General features: G+C 43.3%; 12 protein-coding genes. 5 read left to right on the top strand and 7 right to left on the bottom strand.

The annotated features are described in order from the left end of the window. Positions 1 to 222 precede the first annotated feature (222 nt). A complete protein-coding gene (locus G6047_RS04005) occupies positions 223 to 2,487 on the bottom strand; it encodes a carboxy terminal-processing peptidase (protein ID WP_169526192.1) in 2,265 nt (754 codons plus the stop codon). A gap of 181 nt (positions 2,488 to 2,668) precedes the next feature. Here G6047_RS04005 and surE point away from each other — a divergent pair, with 181 nt between their 5' ends. The 4 genes from surE to G6047_RS03985 all read left to right on the top strand — a co-directional run bounded on the left by surE (position 2,669) and on the right by G6047_RS03985 (position 7,731). Beyond that, positions 2,669 to 3,439 carry a 5'/3'-nucleotidase SurE gene (surE, locus tag G6047_RS04000; protein ID WP_394352494.1) on the top strand — a complete coding sequence of 257 codons (771 nt, stop codon included), beginning with the start codon at positions 2,669 to 2,671 and terminating at the stop codon, positions 3,437 to 3,439. 9 nt (positions 3,440 to 3,448) lie between these two features. Beyond that, positions 3,449 to 4,564, top strand: coding sequence for a lipid-A-disaccharide synthase (gene lpxB, locus G6047_RS03995; protein WP_169526190.1), 1,116 nt, complete (start codon positions 3,449 to 3,451; stop codon positions 4,562 to 4,564). 191 nt (positions 4,565 to 4,755) lie between these two features. Further along, on the top strand, positions 4,756 to 5,478 hold the full coding sequence (locus tag G6047_RS03990) for a C40 family peptidase (protein WP_169526189.1): 723 nt from the start codon (positions 4,756 to 4,758) through the stop codon (positions 5,476 to 5,478). Between the two features lie 246 nt (positions 5,479 to 5,724). Further along, the gene (locus G6047_RS03985; RefSeq protein ID WP_169526188.1) at positions 5,725 to 7,731 is read left to right on the top strand and encodes a ComEC/Rec2 family competence protein; all 2,007 of its coding nucleotides are present in this window, start codon (positions 5,725 to 5,727) and stop codon (positions 7,729 to 7,731) included. Between the two features lies 1 nt (position 7,732). On the opposite strand, the gene G6047_RS03980 is transcribed toward G6047_RS03985, so the two are convergent. From G6047_RS03980 to G6047_RS03955, 6 genes are all read right to left on the bottom strand, one after another. After that, positions 7,733 to 8,200, bottom strand: a complete 468-nt coding sequence (locus G6047_RS03980) for a thioredoxin family protein (RefSeq protein ID WP_169526187.1) — start codon at positions 8,198 to 8,200, stop codon at positions 7,733 to 7,735. A gap of 30 nt (positions 8,201 to 8,230) precedes the next feature. Beyond that, entirely contained in the window at positions 8,231 to 9,748 is a 1,518-nt protein-coding gene (locus tag G6047_RS03975) for a peptide MFS transporter (RefSeq protein WP_169526186.1), read from the bottom strand. After that, a complete protein-coding gene (locus G6047_RS03970; RefSeq protein ID WP_169526185.1) occupies positions 9,748 to 11,406 on the bottom strand; it encodes a peptide MFS transporter in 1,659 nt (552 codons plus the stop codon). Before G6047_RS03970 ends, G6047_RS03975 begins: the two co-directional genes overlap by 1 nt. Positions 11,407 to 11,408: 2 nt before the next feature. After that, positions 11,409 to 12,941 carry a peptide MFS transporter gene (locus G6047_RS03965; RefSeq protein ID WP_169526184.1) on the bottom strand — a complete coding sequence of 511 codons (1,533 nt, stop codon included), beginning with the start codon at positions 12,939 to 12,941 and terminating at the stop codon, positions 11,409 to 11,411. 27 nt (positions 12,942 to 12,968) lie between these two features. Beyond that, a complete protein-coding gene (locus tag G6047_RS03960; RefSeq protein ID WP_169526183.1) occupies positions 12,969 to 15,137 on the bottom strand; it encodes a S9 family peptidase in 2,169 nt (722 codons plus the stop codon). A 312-nt stretch (positions 15,138 to 15,449) separates the two neighbouring features. Further along, positions 15,450 to 16,529 (bottom strand): PA0069 family radical SAM protein, encoded by a 1,080-nt coding sequence (locus G6047_RS03955; protein WP_169526182.1) that lies wholly within the window; start codon positions 16,527 to 16,529, stop codon positions 15,450 to 15,452. A 119-nt stretch (positions 16,530 to 16,648) separates the two neighbouring features. On the opposite strand from G6047_RS03955, the gene G6047_RS03950 reads away from it, so the two are divergent. After that, a complete protein-coding gene (locus G6047_RS03950; RefSeq protein WP_169526181.1) occupies positions 16,649 to 17,965 on the top strand; it encodes a hydroxymethylglutaryl-CoA reductase, degradative in 1,317 nt (438 codons plus the stop codon). Positions 17,966 to 17,998 lie beyond the last annotated feature (33 nt).

Raw genomic sequence — 17,998 nt, 5'->3', positions numbered from 1 at the left:
TCGCGGTGAAGTGATGGCGATTTGATTATGTCCTTTTGAGTTCACGGCGCAAATATAATTTTTTTAGGTTAGCGTGAACTTTCGATTTTTGAAATTATAATAAATTTTTAGCAGAAAACGATTTCGTAACACTGTTTCAAAGTAGGCATTTCGAAATTATCATGCCCCATAAAATAAAAAAGCCCCGAAAATTTCAGGGCTTCTCTTATATGATTTCAAAAATTACGATTTAACGAGTTTGTCTTTTTTACCCGCTACCGATGCCGGCTTTATCGGCTTTCCCTGAAGATCGTCAAGTACATTGACCGCTTCTTCAACATAAATATCTTTTCCAAGACTTTCATGCCACCTCTGGCGTTTCTCTTTTAATAGGTTGTCTGCCGCAATCGCTTTTACTTCATAGGGAAGCGACGCAAAAGTCAGGTCATTCTTATAATCCGAAAGCACTTTATACTTTTTCGATTTTTGTTCCAACTGATCCTGCTCTGTCCTGAATTTATCGATATTCAGGCTATAAACTGACTCTTCGCTTCTGTCGTTGAGCCATTTTGCATTTTCATCGATAAGCTTGAACTGTTGGTTTCCTTCGATACGTTTGCGACTGTTCGCGATGGCTTGGTTGAAATTCGGGCTTTTGTCCCAAAGCTTGTAATCGGCTGCATCGATCTTATCCCAAGGCATGGCATTGTCAATATCGCGTTCGCCCATCTTCACGTAGGAATATCTGTCCGGCATGGCGATATCACTGCTGACACCATTGAGTTGGGTCGATCCGCCATCGATTCTGTAGAACTTCTGGGTTGTCGTTTTGAGTGCACCCATATCGCCAAAATCACTGTTGCGGACAAATTGGTTCAGGTCGATTACGTTCTGGACCGTTCCTTTACCATACGTCTGTTTGCTTCCGATGATGACACCTCGGTGATAATCCTGGATTGCCGCAGCAAGGATTTCAGATGCCGATGCAGAGAAACTATTCACCATAATGACAAGCGGGCCATCGTATTCCACCTTCGGATCTTTGTCAAACAATACTTCTTTCTTCTTACCGGCAGATTTGATCTGGACAATCGGGCCTTCGTCAATAAACAATCCGGCAATATCAACCACGGTTTTCAAAGAACCACCGCCGTTGTCACGTACGTCCAGGATAATTCCCTGAACATTTTCTTTTTTAAGCCGTTCTACTTCCTGGGCAATGTCTTTTCCGGCATCGCGGCTGTTGGCATTGTCAAAGTCGATATAGAATTTCGGCAGGTAAATCAATCCGTATTTCATGCCGTTACGGTTGATAATAGTTGATTTGGCATAGGTTTCCTCGATTTCCACTTCATCGCGGATGATTGAGATTACCTTCATGGTTCCATCGGTTTTTTTGACGGACAGACGGACTTCTGTTCCTTTCGGGCCTTTGATTTTCTTGACCACATCATCCAATCGCATCCCCACGACATCGACAGGCTCTTTATTTCCCTGTGCTACTTTTAAGATGACATCGCCAGGCTCTAATTCTTTCCCTCTCCAGGCCGGGCCGCCGGAAATCAATTCGGTGATTTCGGTAAAGTCATTTTTCTTTTGGAGACGGGCGCCGATGCCTTCGAGTTTTCCGCTCATGCTCACGTCGAAACGTTCTTTTTCATCTGGCGGGAAATACGAAGTATGCGGATCGAAACGCGAAGCGATGGCATTGATGTAAACGGCGAACCAGTCTTCACGGTTCAAATCGTCAATAAATCCGAAATATTCGTTGAGTGATTTCTCAGTGCTTTTACGGGTATCGGCCTCGAGTTCTTCGTATGACTTTTTCTCGATTTTGACAGTTTCATCCTTTTTATCGGATTGGGCTTTTTCAAGCGCTTTTTGATCGGCAGCCAAATCCGGTTTTTCGTCGTTTGCATCTAATGATGCTTCTGGTTTGCGTTCTGCTTTGCCTTCCTGCAAATCGAGTTTATCAGCTAAAGATGAAAGTGTAGACAATTTTACCTGCTTTCTCCATCTTTCTTTTAAATCATCTACAGATTTTGCATACGGCAATTTTTCATAATCGGTATTGATGTCTTCCTCGACCTTATAATTGATCGGGCTTTCAAGAACCGTTTTATAATAGGCTTTGCTTTGCTTGATGCGTTCCATTAACCTGTTATAGGTAAGATCGAAAAAAGTCAGGTCTTTATTCTTGATCTGGTCGTCGATCTGTGTCTCGTATTTAGCGAATTCATCGATATCCGATTGCAGGAAAAAACGTCTCGACGGATCGAGGGCGGTTATGTAATCTTTATAAATTCCTTTGGAAAACGTATCGTCAATGGCAGCCGGATCGTAATGTCCGCGTTCAATAACGAAGGTTAGAAGTTCGAGTAACGCTTTGTCTTTTTCAGGGTCGCTCGTTGGTTTGCTGGGCATAAAGCTCCAAAGTGCGGCAGCCAGGACGGCCACTATCAGCACAATCTTATAATTCCTTTTCATAAACTGCATCATTGCATTCATAACGGCCAATTTACTCAAAAATTACAGCGTCGGCCTGGGGTTGCGCATAATTTTTTGTTAAACCTAAAGGGTTGTTCTGCCCCGCTAAAATAGCTATTTTTGTACGGTTCAGATGCATTTGTCTGTTTCATTGTAATTGTGTTACAGTCACATCTGACAATCTTAAACAGATTCTCCATTGATGAAAAAACGACCGCTTATCCTGATTACCAACGACGACGGAATCACAGCTCCGGGAATTCGGGCACTTATAAGCGTCATGCAGCAACTCGGAGACATTATTGTGGTCGCTCCGGACGGGCCGCAATCTGGAACCGGCCATGCCATCACCATCAACAATACGCTGCATCTGGAAAAAATATCCAAGCCAGATGCTGCTTTCGAAGAATATGCCTGCTCCGGAACGCCGGTTGATTGCGTCAAATTTGCCGTGAGTGAAATCATAAAGGGCAAACCGGATTTGTGTGTTTCAGGCATCAACCACGGATCGAATTCTTCCATCAACGTGATTTATTCAGGAACGATGAGTGCCGCGGTTGAAGCCGGGATCGAAGGGATTCCATCAATCGGATTTTCACTTCAGGATTTTGACTGGAACGCCGATTTTGACGCGATAACCCCATTCGTAAAAGAAATCGCATCGAAAGTTCTCGAAACCGGACTGCCCGAAGGAACCATCCTAAACGTAAATTTTCCAAAATTAAAACGTGAAGACATCAAGGGTGTAAAAATCTGCAGGCAGGCGAAAGCGATCTGGCTCGAAACGTTCGACAAACGAAAAACCCCGATGGGCCGTGATTATTACTGGCTCACGGGCGAATTCAAAAACCTTGACAACGGAGAAGACACAGACGAATGGGCGCTTAAAAACGGATACGTTTCCATTGTTCCCGTACAGTTTGACCTGACGGCTTACCATGCCATGCAATTCCTCAATTCCTGGAATCTTTAACAGCGACAGATGAAATACTACATAATTGCCGGTGAAGCATCGGGGGATTTACACGGATCGAACCTGATCAAAGCGCTTAAACGAGATGATACTTCTGCCGAAATCCGTTGTTGGGGAGGCGATTTGATGCGCGATGCCGGTGGCGAACTGGTCAAACATTACCGCGATTTGGCATTTATGGGTTTTGCAGAAGTGGTGTCGAACCTGAGCACTATAATGAAAAATATTGCTTTCTGTAAAGTAGATATCGAATCGTTCCAGCCGGATGCCATCATCCTTATCGATTATCCCGGCTTTAACATGCGCATCGCGAAATGGGCCAAAGAAAGACATTATCGCACCTTTTATTATATATCACCGCAAATCTGGGCGTGGAAAGAAAATCGGATCAAGGCCATCAAACGCGATGTGGACCGAATGTTCGTGATCCTTCCGTTCGAGAAAGGGTTTTATGAAGACAAACATAAATTCCCGGTCGATTTTGTCGGACATCCACTAATCGATGCAATCCAGCAACGAACGAAACCAAATCGGGAAACGGTTTTATCTGAATTTAAACTCGACAACAGACCAATCGTAGCCTTATTGCCCGGAAGCCGCAAACAGGAAATTTCAAAAATGCTTGAAATCATGCTCGATGCGGCGACTCATTTTCCTCAATACCAATTTGTAATCGCGGGCGCACCGGGTCAGGAAGCTTCATTCTACGAGCAATTCACCAAAAAAAGCAATGTGGCTTTCGTACTCAACCGAACTTATGATTTGTTATCGATTGCAGATGCGGCATTGGTTACATCAGGCACGGCGACGCTCGAAACTGCACTCTATAAAGTACCTGAAGTTGTTTGTTATAAAGGTGGATGGATTTCCTATCAGATTGCAAAACGCATCATTACGTTGAAATTCATTTCCCTTGTAAATCTCATCATGGATCGCGAAGTCGTGACGGAATTGATACAGGCCGATTTAAATCCGAAGAAATTATCGTCGGAACTCGCAAAACTTTTCGATCCGGCAAACCGCCAACGGATTTTATCAGATTATGATGCACTGGAAATAAAGCTCGGAGGCGCCGGAGCCAGTGCTGAAACAGCAAAACTTATTATTCAGTATATCAACAGTTAAGAACATTTTCAGTCAAAATGTTGATAACTGGCTGATAGAAAATTATGAGAATTGTGTTATATTTGGCCGCAATGGTATAATAATCACCTTTTGATTCACGTTACTGTTAGCCACGAGAATAAATTCTACCGCAGAATTTTATTTATAAATCTAAAGCCAAAGAGTTTCGGCTGAAAAATAAAAAATAAAATATGTTCGCAAAAAAACTGTTTGCCCTCATACTCCCGATGTTTTGCCTTTTAGCTTTTGAAGCTAATTCCCAGGTGGTTACATCAAAAAAAGAAGCTATTAAAAAAGGCATTTACCGCAAACCTGAAGTTTCTACCGAAGTTCAATCTGCAGTTTCCAATCTTACCGAAGATAAATCCGTCAAAAAAACCACTACTGCCCAAAAGCAGACTACTGTTACACAACCCGTGGCAGTTGCTAAAGTTGCCGCAAAGCCTGTTGCCAAAACGGTTACAAAAAGCAAAAAGGCACTTATAAAACAAACAGACGATGCCGATTTGATCGCCGATGATGACAACGATAGCTACATGGCGCTTCAAATGATCAACAATGCCATGTCTTTTATCGGAACCAGATATCTTGGTGGCGGATCTACACAAAGGGGTATGGATTGCTCCGGAATGGTAACAGCTGTATTCAATATATTCGATGTAAAACTGCCACGCTCTTCAAATGAAATGGCAAAAGTAGGTGTCAAAGTTGCCAAAGAGGAAATCAAAAAAGGCGACCTGATTTTTTTCCACACCAACGGAAAACGCATCATCAACCATGTTGGAATGGTGATAGAGGTTTTGGGCGATGAAATTAAATTTGTCCATTCGTCCACTCACGAAGGCGTAATCATATCTTCTACCAAAGAACCGTATTACAAAAAGAATTTTGTCCAGGCAAACCGAATGCTGTAAAGAAAATCGACTCAATATTAGAAGGAAGCTCAAAAGGCTTCCTTTTTTTATTTTAATTCAAATTTTAACAATTGATACATTTTTTCTGTACCTGACTGATTTTGCAATCCGCTACTTTTAGAATTGCAATCTAGCCCGTTGCTCTGTACAAAGGAGGCATTTGGAAACGGAAATATCAGTCACTCGATCCTGATTCCTTTTGCCTTCCTTTTCAAATGAGAGCTTACAGGAAACCGACAGATAATCATGACTATTTTCAACTATCCGCTGCCTAAACTTTGTTTGGCCGTCATATTCGGCATTCTTTGTTATAATGGAAAAGATATCGCCATGACTATTGTTTTCGGTGCATTATTGCTCGGGGTTTCTATTCTTGGTCTTTCATATTTCTATAAACGGGACAAAAACATACATTTCAGTTTTTGCTGCCTGCTCGTTGCTTTTATTTCCGGGTTCAGTACTGCTGCCATCCATGATCCGGCGCGGCAGATTACGCATTATAAAAATATTATTTCCGATAATATGGCAGTTGTTCATGGCGTTGTTTCAGACAGATTGCGTCCCGGAATAATGGCAGAAAGATATTACCTGCAAATTGAAGGGATCGATACTGTAAAAGCAGTCGGAAAGTTGCTTCTGTATGTAAAAGATGCCGAGACCAGAAAATTGCAGACGGGTGAACGCATTGCATTCCGATCTGAAATCAAACCGATACGAAAGCCCTTGAATCCGGGACAGTTCGATTATGCCACCTATCTTTCACATAAAAAGGTTTTTGCAAGTGCTTCGGTCAATCGGGACGAATTGATACGAATCGGTTCAAACAAAAAAGACATTTTCTATTATGCGGATCGATTGCGGAATACGATTGACAACAGGCTTTCAAAAAGCAACCTTAAAAAAGAGGAACTTGCAGTTCTGAATGCATTGATTCTAGGTCAGCAACAAGATATTTCCAAAGACATTTTAACCGATTACCAGTTCGCTGGCGCCGTCCATATCCTTTCTGTTTCGGGGCTTCATGTAGGTTTCCTGATGTTATTCCTGAGATTCTTATTCAACTTGCTGCCACAAAGTAAATTCAACAGATTTCTTGCGTTGATTTCAACATTGATGATCCTGTGGTTATTTGCAGTTGTAGCCGGATTGTCTGCTTCGGTTGTTCGATCAGTAGTTATGTTTTCGTTTCTTTCTCTGGCCCTTTATTCCAACAGAGATTATTCCGGATTCCACGGCCTTTTTATTTCCATGTTACTCATACTTTGGGTGGAACCTGATTTTTTATACGATGCCGGCTTTCAACTGAGTTATCTGGCGCTTTTGGCAATCCTGTGGTTCCAGCCAATATTGAACAAAATCTGGAAACCGAAAAATGTGATGTTAAGGAATATGCGGGATTTGGCCTCGGTTTCAATTGCCGCACAACTGGGAACTTTACCGCTAAGCCTGTACTATTTCCATCAATTTCCGGGTCTTTTCCTGATTACGAATCTGGTCATTATTCCTGCTGTCGGAATCATCATGGCTATTGGCAGCCTGACTGTTGTTTGGGCGATTTTCTCAGCTGTTCCGGAGGCAATTATTTGGCTGACACAAAACAGCATCGGGTTTCTGAATAAGACGATCCGACTGATCGCATCCATTGATTCAGCTCGGTTCACGGAAATATTCTTTCCTGCTTCTTTGCTGATTGTGGCCTACATTTTCCTGCTTTTTATGGTTTGGTGGCTGGAGAAACCGAAAAGATTCAAACTGATGCTCGGCTTATCGTCTCTTGTAGTGTTCCAGATTGTTTTGATCACAGATCTGGCTGAAGATTCAAATAAGGAAGAACTTATCGTTTTCCATAGTTCCAGAAAATCCATTTTAGCCGAATGGCAAGGAAGTAATGTTATCTTCTACGCCGATTCATGTGTGCCACCTAACCTGCTTTCAGATTACTCGAAGTTGCATCAAAGACTCTCGACAACGATTCGAACTATTCCAAATTGTCTTATTTCTGGAAAAAGCAAAATCCTTATCATTGATTCACTCGGCAATTATCCAACATATCCAAAACCAGATATACTACTCATTACCGGTTCGCCAAAAATCAACATCGACAGGATGCTCGAAAAATTGCGGCCTTACCAATTGATTGTAGATGGTGGGAATTATCCAGGCTTCGTCAAGAACGCAAAACAAAGTTGCCGCAAACAAAAAATCCCTTTCCATGCCACAGCCGAAAAGGGATCATTTATGCTATCTTTTTAAATCAGGTTTTTTTGATGATTTGGTTCGCGCCTTGAAGCCATGCAGCCGGACCGCCGGCAACATAACCTGTTTTACCCAATTGCTCGAAATTCATCTTGTTTGCCGTCTTGTCGAAATTGGCCTTCGCGAACCAAACCGTCGGATAACCGCGTACGCCAAAGAATTGCTGCAATTGGGCATTCTGGTTACGGATTGCATCCGGTTGCGGTGTGCGGCGAGGGAAATCAAGTTCTACAAGAACGACATTCTCTTTGGCCCATGCCGTAAATTCCGGGGTTTTAAGCACTTCATTTTGCAGACGGATGCACCAGCCACACCAATCGCTTCCGGTAAAAAACAACAAAAGCGGCTTTTTGGATTTTTCAGAAACCTTTACAGCTTCATCAAGATTGGTGTACCATTTAAGTTCCTGTGCCTGGATCAGCATTGGGGAAACGATAAACAATAAAATCAACAGTATCTTTTTCATTTTCTTTTCATTAAAACGTTGCTAAGGTAATTATTTTACTTCTTGCATCAACTTACGGACTACGGGCGAAATTACAATCAATACAACTCCGGCTACAAGCGCGTAAATAGCGAGCTGTTTGTATCCGTCGGCATATACGATCAATTTATCGAAGTTGGATGAATTGGCAGATGCTTGTGCTATATTGGCTCCAAGCAATCCGGCAAAATATTGTCCGTAGGCGCTCGCCAGAAACCACATTCCCATGATAACAGCCTGTGTCTTTTGAGGTGATAATTTAGTCATGGCAGACATTCCAATTGGTGAAAGACATAATTCCCCGAACGTAATGACCAACCACCCTAATGTAAATATATTGAGTGAGGTCACACCCTGAAGGTCTGCGAAAAATTTAGTGTAATAGAACAGGTAAAAGCCCCCGGCAAGAAACAGGAATGCCAATCCGAATTTAACTACAGTATTGGGTTCCGCTTTTTTCTTGCCCAACCACAGCCATACAATACCTACGAGTGCTGCAAAAGCTACGACAAACACAGAGTTCGCGGAATTGTTGACACCATTAGGATCTAACTTAAATCCCAAAACGGAATTATTCAGGTTTTCTGCTGCAAAATCACTTAACGATCCGCCGCTCTGTTCAAAAAATGCCCAAAATACAATCGAGAACAACATGAATATCAAGGCAGCAAACAATTTCTTATTCTGGGAAGGACTGAATCCACGCATTTCGTACAATAAATATATAATCGAAACCGGCCCAATGATATACATGAAATAATCGGTGTAGACCGTATTGGAAACCATGATCATTATTATCGGAACCAGAACAAGCGAACCCAGATAGGTTGACCATTCCAGCATTTGCCTTTTACTTTTAGTCACGGTTGTCAACGGGGATAAACCAATAGAACCAAGGCTTTTTTGTGTCCGTACAAAAGTCAAAAGGCTGATTATCATAACCACTGATGCCAAACTGAAGGCTACGTTCCATTCGAGTCCTTCAGGAATCAGTGTCGAAAACATTTCACGCTTACCAATAGCGATACAAAAATATCCTCCGAGAATTGCGCCCAGATTCACCCCGGCATAAAACAATGAAAAACCGGCATCTCTTCTATTGTCATCGTCCTTATAGAGTTTTCCGACCATCGAGGAAATATTCGGCTTGAAAAACCCGGTTCCCACAATCGTGAAGCTGACTCCTAGAAAAAAGAATTGTTTCGGATCGACAGCGAGAATAATGCTTCCGACAATCATCAGCAATCCACCCCAGAATAACGAGCGGCGGAATCCGAAGATTTTATCGGCAAAAAAACCACCTATAAAAGTGAATGCATAAACCCAGGCCTGTGTCGCACCATACTGCAAATTGGCTTCTTCCTTATTCATCAACAACTGATGCACCATGAAAAAATACAGCATGCCGCGCATCCCGTAAAACGAAAAACGCTCCCACATTTCACTGAAAAACAAATACCAGAGTTGCCTTGGATATTTGCCTTTGAAGTTTTGAATTTGTTCTAAATCACTTACAGGTACTTGTTCCATTATCGGATTCCTTTTTCGAGCATTACTTTATTGAGTCGTTTGAGCAGCAAAAACATCAGGGCTGTAGCCGATAGCAGCAGACAGAAGTTGAGCCAGAAGAAATTGGTCTTGTCTTCATACGAATCCCACATGCTGGCCAGGACGCCACTTAGTTTATTTCCGATTGATGTAGCCAGAAACCAGCCGCCCATCATTAGCGAAGTGATTTTTGCCGGACTGAGTTTGGACACGACCGATAATCCCATCGGGCTCAAAAACAATTCGCCTATGGTAATGACACCGTAATTGGCGACAAGCCACCACACGCTGACTTTCTCTGTGCCGTTGCTTCCTGCTTTTACGGCGGCAACCATGACCAGAACGGACAATGCTGATATCAATAACCCGAAAGCAATTTTGGTCGGAGTTGTCGGTTCCTTGCCTTTTCGTCTTAAAAAGGTGAAAAAAGCAATGACGAGCGGCGTAAGGATAATGACCCAACCCGGATTTATCGATTGACTTAAATTAGGCGACCAAAGCGAAACTTCGGTGTTTTGGGCAGGTAATTTATCAGGTTTGACATTTCTGAAATAGACTGGATAATTGACTTCCTTCACTACTGTTCCCTCCACCTTTTGCAAACGGAATTGTGCGTCGTATTTACCTACCGAATCTTTTTTATAGGCGAGTTTATCCGATAATTTAAGCGATGAAAATACGGCTTCGGTCGTTCCCGTGATTTCGCGGTCGGTATATCTGTCGCCCCAGGTATTCAGTGCCGAGCCATTGAGTTTGAAGACAGCCCAGAACAAAATGACGACGGCAAAAATGGTCAGCAAGGCACCGATTGGGCGTTTGTCTTCTGTCCGTGCGCGGAAATACAGCGAGGCATAAAAGAAAACGACGGGCACACAGGCAAAAATAAAGGCATCGGTACTGTCTGAACCAAAAATATAACTGTCAGGATTCGTATCGGAAGTCGTTCCTTTGACCAGCCAGCCAATGATTCCAAAAACCACCGATGGCAACAAAATAAACAGCAAAATTTTACTGAACGGCATATCGCCTTCCTGAACACCTTTTTTCTGGTCGTGGTTCCCGTAGTGCTTTATCCCGAAGATAAAGGTGGCTACACCAATGAACATTCCGACTCCCGCCGCCATAAATGCATACTGCCAACCGAAAAGATTGTACAAAACCGCCCCAAAAAAGTTGCAGATAAAACCACCCACGTTGATTCCCATATAGAAAATATTGTAACCCTCGTCTTTCTTGTCGCGGTATTCGTCATTAGTGTAAAAGTTTCCAAGAAGCGTGGAAATATTGGGTTTGAAGAATCCGTTTCCGAGAATCACCAAAGTCATAGCTGCATATAAAACCGGAAGCGAATGCACGCCCATGAGGAAATATCCGATTCCCATCAAAATCCCGCCGACGATGATCGAATTGCGGTAACCCAGATACCTGTCGGCAATCAATCCGCCTATGAATGGCGTGAGGAAAACAAGGGCGATAAAGGTTCCGTATAAATCTGAAGCCTCTTTTTCGGTCATGGCAAAACCGGCTTCCACATCTTTGAGATACAACGTGAAAATTCCAATCATGAGGTAATAACCGAAACGCTCCCACATTTCTGAAAGGAACAAATATGGGAGCGCTTTTGGATGTTTATGCCACATGATTATTTGACGCCATGCATCATTTTAGAAAGTCTGCGGCTTAAAAGGAAAAGTATGATCGAAGCTACGCCTGAGAAAATCACGAAAAGTATGAAGTAAGAATAAAGATCGGTAATTTCAAATCCCAGGACATTCGGATGCGTAGTCGCTTTGGCATCGGGATAAAGCGAACTCATTGTCCCGGCCAATTTGTTCCCTGTTGCAATAGCCAGGAAATAGATTCCCATCATAAGCGAAGTAAAACGTGCCGGGGTAAGTTTGTTTACCATGGACAATCCGATTGGACTAAGGCACAATTCCCCAATCGTATGAAGAAAATACAAGCCAGTCAAAAACATGATGCTTGCGCCGCTAACCGGAATTTCTTTTGACCCGAAAGCGATGAAAAGGAAACCTAGAGCAAGGAACGCCAAACCGAAAGACTGCTTGTATGGAGCCGCCGGATTGATTCCTTTCTTAGCAAGTTTGAGCCATACTGCACTTATTATCGGAGCAAGCAAGATGATGAATGCCGCATTGAAACTCTGGAAATAGCTGGCAGGCATGGTCCATCCAAAAACACTGCGGTTCGTTTGCTCCTCGGCGAAGAACGTAAGCGAAGCACCTGCCTGTTCGAAACACATCCAGAAGAAAATCACGAACACCATGATCAGGATGATGACCCACAACCTGTCTTTTTCGATTTTGGTAAGCGATTTATCAGTAATAATAACGAATGGACCTACCAACGTCATCCCATAAATCAGCGAACCCCAGAAATCGACATCAAAACCATAAAACAAAGCGCAAAAGGTCACAACGATACCTCCGACAAGAATCCCGATTTGGGTCGAATTGAAATTACCTTCATTTCCAGCTTCTGAAACCGAATCGGAACTTTTATTAGGGCCGACCCCTAATTGTCTTCCATCGGGAGCAATTACATATTTGTCTTTGGTGTAATAGAAAAGCACCATCGAAATCAGCATACCGATACCGGCTGCAAGAAAGCCCCAACGGAAATCTATGTTTTCTCCCAGGTAACCGCACACCAAAGGAGCGAAAAAGGCCCCGGCGTTGATTCCCATGTAAAAGATAGTGTATGCCGCATCTTTACGATCATCACCGTCGACGTATAATTGGCCGACCATTGTTGAGATGTTCGGCTTGAAAAATCCGTTTCCGAATATCAAAAGCCCAAGTCCGGACCACATTAATGTGATGGCCAATCCTTTATCTGTATTATGCGCGAGGGTCGCCGAGAAAAACATTAGGAATTGTCCGATCGCCATCAGGATGCCGCCAACAAAAATCGATTTGCGGTTACCCCAGTATCGGTCAGCCACGTAACCTCCGATAAGTGGTGTCAGGTAAACAAGACCGGTGTAGCTTCCATAAATATTACTCGCCGCCGATTTATCCAATAAAAGCATTTTGGTCATGTAGAGCATAAAAATAGCCCGCATCCCATAATAGCTGAATCGTTCCCAGAATTCCGTTCCGAACAGAACATACAATCCTTTAGGGTGACTGGTTTTTACCTGAGTTTCTGACATAATATAATAGTGTAGTTTAGTTTTGAATTATAAATTTTTGAGAACGAAATCGGTCATTTTATCAAAAAGTTGGATTCGCGTCATGCCACCATAAATGCCGTGGTTTTTATCGGGATAGATTGCCCAGTCGAATTGCTTGTTTGCCTGAACCAGTGATTCAATCATCTGCATGGAGTTCTGGACATGGACGTTGTCATCTGCCGATCCGTGGATGAGCAGATATTTTCCTTTGAGTTGTGATGCAAAATTGATAGGCGAATTATCATCGTAACCCGACGCGTTTTCCTGAGGCGTCTGCATGTATCTTTCGGTGTAGATCGAATCGTAAAAACGCCAGTTAGTTACTGGTGCCACGGCGATTGCCATTTTGAAAACATCGGCACCTTTAAGAATACAGTTCGAGGCCATGAATCCGCCGTAAGACCAACCGAAAATCCCAATACGCGAAGCATCTACATACGGATAATTTCCAATGACTTTTGCGGCATCGATCTGGTCCTCGACTTCAAATTTACCTAATTCCTTTTGCGTCATTTTCTTGAAAGCCGCACCTTTGAAACCGGTCCCGCGTCCATCCACACAGGCAATGATATAACCTTGTTGCGTCAATGACAAGAACCACAAATCGTTATAGTCGAGCCAATCATTCGCAACCTGCTGCGATCCCGGCCCCGAATATTGGAACATGAAGACCGGATATTTTTTAGCCGGATCGAAATCTTTCGGCTTGATCATCCAGGCATTGAGTTCGTTTCCTTTGATGGTTTTAAGCGTAAAGAATTCCTTTGTGGGTAAATCGTACCCCTTCATTTTTTCGAGAAGGGCCGAATTTTCGACGATGGTCTGAAGCTCCTTTCCGTCTTTTGCCGCACGTAATGTGAATGTAGGCGGAACCGTGGAACTTGAGAAATTGTTGATGTAATAATCGAACTTTGGGCTGAAGGTCGCCGCGTTTGTTCCGTTTTGGGACGACAGTTTTTTCTTGTTCTTCCCGTTGAGGCTGATACGATAGACATCGCGTACCGTCGACCCGTTTTCAACCGACTGGTAGAAAATGTTCCCCGTCTTGTCGTCAAAACCGTAATAAGCCGTGACTTCCCAATTTCCTTTCGTGACCTGGTTCTGCAATTTCCCGGTCTTGTCGTAATAGTAAATGTGGTTGAAACCGTCTTTTTCACTCGTCCAGATAAAACTGTTGTCTTTGAGGAAAGTCAGGTTATCCGTGATATCGACGTAAGCCGCATCCTTTTCATTGAGGATGACTTTCGAGGCAGCGGAATTCCCATCGATGAATAAAATATCCAGATTATCCTGATGGCGGTTGATGATTTGCGCACTCAGTACATTGGCATCATTCGTCCATTTGAGACGCGGGATATAGAAGTCATTGTATTTTGACAGATTGACCGATTGGTCCTTAGCGCTTGACACATCGAACAAATGGAGCGACACCAATGCATTTTTTTCTCCTGCTTTCGGATACTTGAACGTTTCGGTTTTCGGATACAATTCTTTTTCAAAAACGGTCATCGAAAATTCCGGAACTTCCGTTTCGTCGAAGCGTACATAAGCCAATTTCTTTGAATCGGCACTCCAGTCGAACATGCGGACCACGGCGAATTCCTCTTCATAGACCCAATCTGAAATTCCGTTGATGATGCTGTTCTTCTTTCCGTCAGACGTGATTTGGGTTGTCTTTTTTGAAGCTATATCGTAAACAAAAAGATTGTTCCCGGACGCATAGGCAATCTTATTCCCATCCGGAGAAAATGTCGGTTCCTGGACACCGGTAAATAATTTTTCGAGTTTTTTGGTTCCGATTTCGTAGAGGAAATAGTCCGCAGTAAAAGAATGGCGATAAATCTGGTTTGAGTTAACGGCTATGAGGATTTTCTTTTCGGATGGATCGAAAGAATAACTGTCAAAAGTTTTGAGTTCCGAAAAATCCTTCCCGTCAAAAAGTGTAGCTGTTTTCTTTAAAGTCGCAAAATCAAAAAGATCGATCCGTGCACTTTCAGATGGTTTGTCAAAGTTCAATACGGTGTATTGATCTGTATTTTTCATGGCATTGAGTTCATCCATGCCTTTGGTGCGGAACTGGCCGCGGTAAATCTCGTCTACCGTAATCTTTTTTTGTGCAACACTGGATAAACCGATCAGCAGGAACAGCAAGCCGGTCTTTAAAAATTTCCCCATTTAAAGTTTTGTCTAAAAACCGTCAAGTTTAGTGAAAAAATCGGAAACAATGCCACTTTTGGGCACGAAAAAAAAGCGATGAGACAGTGTTTGTCCCCGCTAAAAATTTACTTTTTTATTATAGTATCCGATTGGCTTTTGTGTTAAAACGATCGATAATCGCGAATTAACACAAAAAGTGTGTGAAACAGATTTTCAAAATAGGTTTAACACAATAAACGTGTGAAACGATTTTTCAAAGGCCATTTCACACAAAAACGGTTCAATTGAAAACGGATGTTGCAACCCACCTTTCCAACAAATGAAATCGTTTCAAAACAACCGATACTGCCCGTCCCGCATCTCTTCATACAAATCATAATTCATCCCCGGAAAAGACTTGCCTTCAAAAAATTTCCTGCGTGCCAGCCGCATCTGGGCCGAAACCTGTTCCGCGAATTCACCTTCACCTCTCATCCGTTGCCCCCATCGCGAATCATTGAGTTTCCCGTCATGGCAGGCTTTGATGTGATTGAGGACTTTTTCGGCTCTGTCAGGCATTGCTTTATGGATCCAGTCGGTGAAGATTTCTGCAATGGCGCCATTTAAGCGGACAATGGTGTGTGCGATCGACAACGCGCCTGCATCCGAAGCCGCCTTCGCCAAAGGTAAAATCTCATGGCTGTTGATTCCCGGAATAATCGGGGCGAGCATCACATTCACCGGAATTCCTTTTTCCGATAAAGCCTTCACGGTTTCCAGCCTCTTTTTTATGGTTGCTGTCCGAGGCTCGACAAGCGCCCTTGTTTTTTCAGACAGGGAAGTAATAGAAACATTGACACCAACCAAATTATCCTTCGCTAATTCCTGAAGCAAATCGGCATCCCGCATGATTAATGCATTCTTTGTAATAATGCCTACCGGATGTTTGTACCTGAGAAAAACCTCCAGGCATTTCCTTGTAATCCCGAACTTTTTCTCGGCCGGCTGGTAGCAATCCGTGTTTCCGGACATGACAATCGTTTGTGCTTTCCAATTCTTGTTCTGCAATTTTTCAGTTAACAATTCGGGAGCATTCTTCTTGACAAGAATCTTGCGTTCGAAATCCAATCCGGCACTATAACCCCAATATTCATGGCTGTTGCGGGCGTAGCAATAGATACAGCCATGTTCGCAACCTTGGTAGGAATTCATCGAATGCGCCATCCCAACATCGGGGCTTTCTACTTTATTGACGATGGTTTTTGGATAGACTTCGAGGAACTGTGTCTTGTTATCATCTGGATTATCGCCTTCGGAATGGCAATAATTGAGGAATTCATCTTCCATATGATACGACTCCGCAAAAAACCTGTTGTGAACATTTTTCTGCGCGCCCCGGCCTCTGATGTAATCGTCACTCTGCTCCTTCATAATGCTGCAAGTTAAAAATCCAATTATCGACACGGAAATTTTCCGAGTTAAATTTTAGGACATTTTCCAATAATTTCCATACAGTCAAAAAGTATCTTTGTATCAAGAAAATTGACTCGATGAACCAAGCCATTTCCGGATTCTCCAAACTGAGCAAAATCGAAAAAATCAAATGGATCGCTTCCACCTATTTTGCCAATGCCGATGCAGCTGAAAGTCTATTGCGCAGTTACTGGAATTCCGATGAAAAACTCCAGCAGCTCCACGACGATTTCATAGAAAACACCATCACGAATTTCTATTTGCCAATGGGAATCGCCCCGAATTTCGTCATCAACGGGCGCACCTATTCGGTTCCTATGGTCATTGAAGAAAGTTCGGTTGTAGCCGCCGCTTCCAAGGCAGCCAAATTCTGGGCAAGCCGAGGTGGTTTTGCAACCGAAGTCATCGATACCGAAAAAATCGGACAGGTGCATTTCCTGTTTGAAGGCGATACTACAAAACTGATACGATTCGTCTCTGACATTCAACAAAAATTCCGTGAGAATTCAGCTTTCCTGACCCAGAATATGGAGAAACGCGGTGGCGGAATCAGAACCATCGAACTCCGCGACAAAACGGCTGAAATCCCTCATTATTTCCAACTTCACGCCACATTTGAAACAGCCGATTCAATGGGCGCGAATTTCATCAATTCCTGTTTGGAGCAATTCGCCAAAACACTAATAGGTGAAGCCGAAACATGGCTGGATTTCAACGAGAAAGAGCGCGACATAAAAGTCGTTATGAGCATTCTTTCCAATTATGTCCCGGATTGTATCGTACGTGCCGAAGTCTCATGCCTTATAGAAGATTTGGCCGAAAAAAACATTCCCGATCCAAGAGCCTTCGCCGAAAAATTTGTCCTCGCTACCGAAATCGCACATGCCGAAACCTTCCGCGCCGTAACCCACAACAAAGGCATCATGAATGGAATCGACGCCGTGGTGCTTGCGACAGGCAATGATTTCCGCGCCATAGAAGCTGCGGTTCACGCTTATGCTGCACGCGACGGAAAATACCGAAGCCTTTCAAGGGCAGCTATCCGCGATGGAAAACTGTATTTCTGGCTCGAAGTTCCTTTGGCTTTGGGTACGGTCGGTGGTTTGACATCTTTACATCCGCTTGTAAAATTTGCGTTGGAGCTGCTCGGGAAACCATCGGCACAGGAACTCATGCAGATTGTCGCCGCCGCCGGATTGGCCCAGAATTTCGCCGCATTAAGATCGTTGACCACAACCGGAATCCAGGAAGGCCATATGAAAATGCACCTGAACAACATCCTGAACCAATACAATGCCACCGATGAAGAGCGCGAAAAAGTACGTCGCCATTTTAAAAAACATGCCATATCGCACGCCGCGGCGGTAAGCTATATAGAAGAATTACGAAAATAAATTTCAGGAGCCGATTGCTGTGCCAGTTCGCTT

Origin of the sequence: Flavobacterium silvaticum (genome assembly GCF_012911565.1) — a bacterium.
Classification (GTDB): domain Bacteria; phylum Bacteroidota; class Bacteroidia; order Flavobacteriales; family Flavobacteriaceae; genus Flavobacterium; species Flavobacterium silvaticum.
Note: the sequence above shows the minus strand (reverse complement) of the source record. Positions and strands in the feature narration are given on the sequence as shown.

Excerpts from the sequence above, each read along its gene's own strand:
- G6047_RS04005 (WP_169526192.1), bottom strand. The coding sequence starts at position 2,487 with ATGAATGCAATGATGCAGTTTATGAAAAGGAATTATAAGATTGTGCTG.
- surE (WP_394352494.1), top strand. The coding sequence starts at position 2,669 with ATGAAAAAACGACCGCTTATCCTGATTACCAACGACGACGGAATCACA.
- lpxB (WP_169526190.1), top strand. The coding sequence starts at position 3,449 with ATGAAATACTACATAATTGCCGGTGAAGCATCGGGGGATTTACACGGA.
- G6047_RS03990 (WP_169526189.1), top strand. The coding sequence starts at position 4,756 with ATGTTCGCAAAAAAACTGTTTGCCCTCATACTCCCGATGTTTTGCCTT.
- G6047_RS03985 (WP_169526188.1), top strand. The coding sequence starts at position 5,725 with ATGACTATTTTCAACTATCCGCTGCCTAAACTTTGTTTGGCCGTCATA.
- G6047_RS03980 (WP_169526187.1), bottom strand. The coding sequence starts at position 8,200 with ATGAAAAAGATACTGTTGATTTTATTGTTTATCGTTTCCCCAATGCTG.
- G6047_RS03975 (WP_169526186.1), bottom strand. The coding sequence starts at position 9,748 with ATGGAACAAGTACCTGTAAGTGATTTAGAACAAATTCAAAACTTCAAA.
- G6047_RS03970 (WP_169526185.1), bottom strand. The coding sequence starts at position 11,406 with ATGTGGCATAAACATCCAAAAGCGCTCCCATATTTGTTCCTTTCAGAA.
- G6047_RS03965 (WP_169526184.1), bottom strand. The coding sequence starts at position 12,941 with ATGTCAGAAACTCAGGTAAAAACCAGTCACCCTAAAGGATTGTATGTT.
- G6047_RS03960 (WP_169526183.1), bottom strand. The coding sequence starts at position 15,137 with ATGGGGAAATTTTTAAAGACCGGCTTGCTGTTCCTGCTGATCGGTTTA.
- G6047_RS03955 (WP_169526182.1), bottom strand. The coding sequence starts at position 16,529 with ATGAAGGAGCAGAGTGACGATTACATCAGAGGCCGGGGCGCGCAGAAA.
- G6047_RS03950 (WP_169526181.1), top strand. The coding sequence starts at position 16,649 with ATGAACCAAGCCATTTCCGGATTCTCCAAACTGAGCAAAATCGAAAAA.